Origin of the sequence: Paenibacillus sp. Soil522 (assembly GCF_001428245.1) — a bacterium.
Lineage (GTDB): Bacteria > Bacillota > Bacilli > Paenibacillales > Paenibacillaceae > Pristimantibacillus.
In genome coordinates, this window is sequence record NZ_LMRV01000012.1 from 1 (window position 1) to 1,756 (window position 1,756).

The following is a 1,756-nucleotide window of genomic DNA, read 5'->3' on the forward strand; positions in this document are numbered from 1 at the left end:
TAATTTTTTCAATGAGTTGATTTTGTCTCGCTTGCGATTTAAACTTCATAATAGAGCGTCCTCCTGGATGATGGAATTTTAAGGGCTATGACCCGTTGTGTACTTCCATCGTACCGAGGCGCTCGTTTTTTTGCAAAGCGGAAATTTAACGCTCTACAGGAATGCTATCGTACCCGTTTAGCTTAACCAATGAGACGAGACATAACTGTTTCTTTATCGACATCAGGTTTTATACTCTAGGCTTATTTTCCCTCTATATGGGACACTTGCTACCCAATATCAATCTCTTCTTATCAGATAGATAGTATAGTGTGTCCCATAGACATTGCTTCGCCAATCCTCATCTTGAGGAAACAGTGCCATCACATCATCAAAAGTATCACCAACACTAATACCTCTTGGCCCAACACTTTCCCCAAACACATCGACTACTGCCGGTGTTGTTTCTTCAATGTAGTCAAAAAAGATATATTTAACCAATTCATTGGAAAAATACGTTTCACCGGCACCCTCATTTACCTCTTTTTTGAGTCCAAGCACTCCTATTTGCTCTTTGGTCCAATCCGAGCGTAGTAATTCAAAATCATATATTTCTTGTTCGGTCAAAACCGCTGAAACTGGCACGTTTGTTTCGGGATTTGGTATGCTTTCCACAGGTGACGGTGATGGTGCAATCTCGGATTGAGTTGGATTAGTCTGCATTGATGTGTTGGATTCGGTACACGCGCACAACATCATTGAAAGAAGTGCCAGAAGCACAAAAACTTTTTTCATGATTTCTATCCTCCTAGTTTGAATGCAATTCAATTCTTCTTCAGTCGGAACAAATACCACAATAATTGATGCAATCGTAAATACAGACGAAAATTGATTTTTTAGTTGCGCTATCCTGCCCGTTTGCCATCCATGCCGCTCTCTCGACACCATAGATTATGGAAGTAATTGCGTTCTTCCATGGGAAAACAGTCGTTGGGTTTTGAATGAGATATTATGGTTTGTTCTTGCTTGCTTTATTTTTATATTCTTTTATCAAGTGATAGATATCAAGCTTCCATACCTGATCTTCTTTCTGCAAACCTAAGGCCAAGGAATGTGTCGTTGATCCTACCCCCACCATAATACGTACCTTCACCTTATTCTCCTCGGCCGTATTCTCATCTACCTTTATGGAATCATAATATCTGTAATGTACCGCTGTTTCCGAATCATAATTCATCACATATTCAAAATAATCTTCCCGAAATTCATCTTGGTCAGGTAGCTGCCCCCCATTATAAGTGATCGCATAAATCAAATCTGGATCGCCTATTGATAGGCAGTATAGATAAGCCAGTACCATGTCCTCAGGGGTAAAATTGTAAAGATCGTGCAAGTTCCTCTCCTCTTTGAATCTAGTAAAAGCTATCTGCTTCTCTACCGGCAGCTGCTTCAGATAAGAAAACTTTGCTTCAATCTACCACTCCTCTATATTATTGCTTTGGCGGGAATTCAAAGGAATCATGTATCGATGTGTTAATTTTAGATAACCAATTCTACCAAAAACACTTAATATAGAAAATTTAAAATGTTATTTAGTCGCTGTCTTTTTACAATTATCGGTCACTCATTAATTGTGAAATAATGCTGGCCACCAGGCTAAGTAGAGTAAAGAGCTGGAGATCCAGCCCCTCCTCATCAAACCGTACGTGCAGTTTTCCCGCATACGGCTTTCCGACGTTCTTCATCCAGGGCAGTACGGTTTTTCCATGTGCATAAT

2 protein-coding genes are annotated in these 1,756 nt (G+C 39.8%); both read right to left on the bottom strand.

Annotated elements, in window-relative coordinates; translation table 11 throughout:
- Nucleotides 1–279: 279 nt before the first annotated feature.
- Nucleotides 280–774: a hypothetical protein gene (locus ASG81_RS02875; RefSeq protein ID WP_056628946.1), complete on the bottom strand. Its 495-nt coding sequence runs from the start codon at nt 772–774 to the stop codon at nt 280–282.
- 214 nt (nt 775–988) lie between these two features.
- Complete coding sequence (locus ASG81_RS02880; protein WP_056628951.1) at nt 989–1,372, bottom strand: hypothetical protein; 384 nt, start codon at nt 1,370–1,372, stop codon at nt 989–991.
- Nucleotides 1,373–1,756 lie beyond the last annotated feature (384 nt).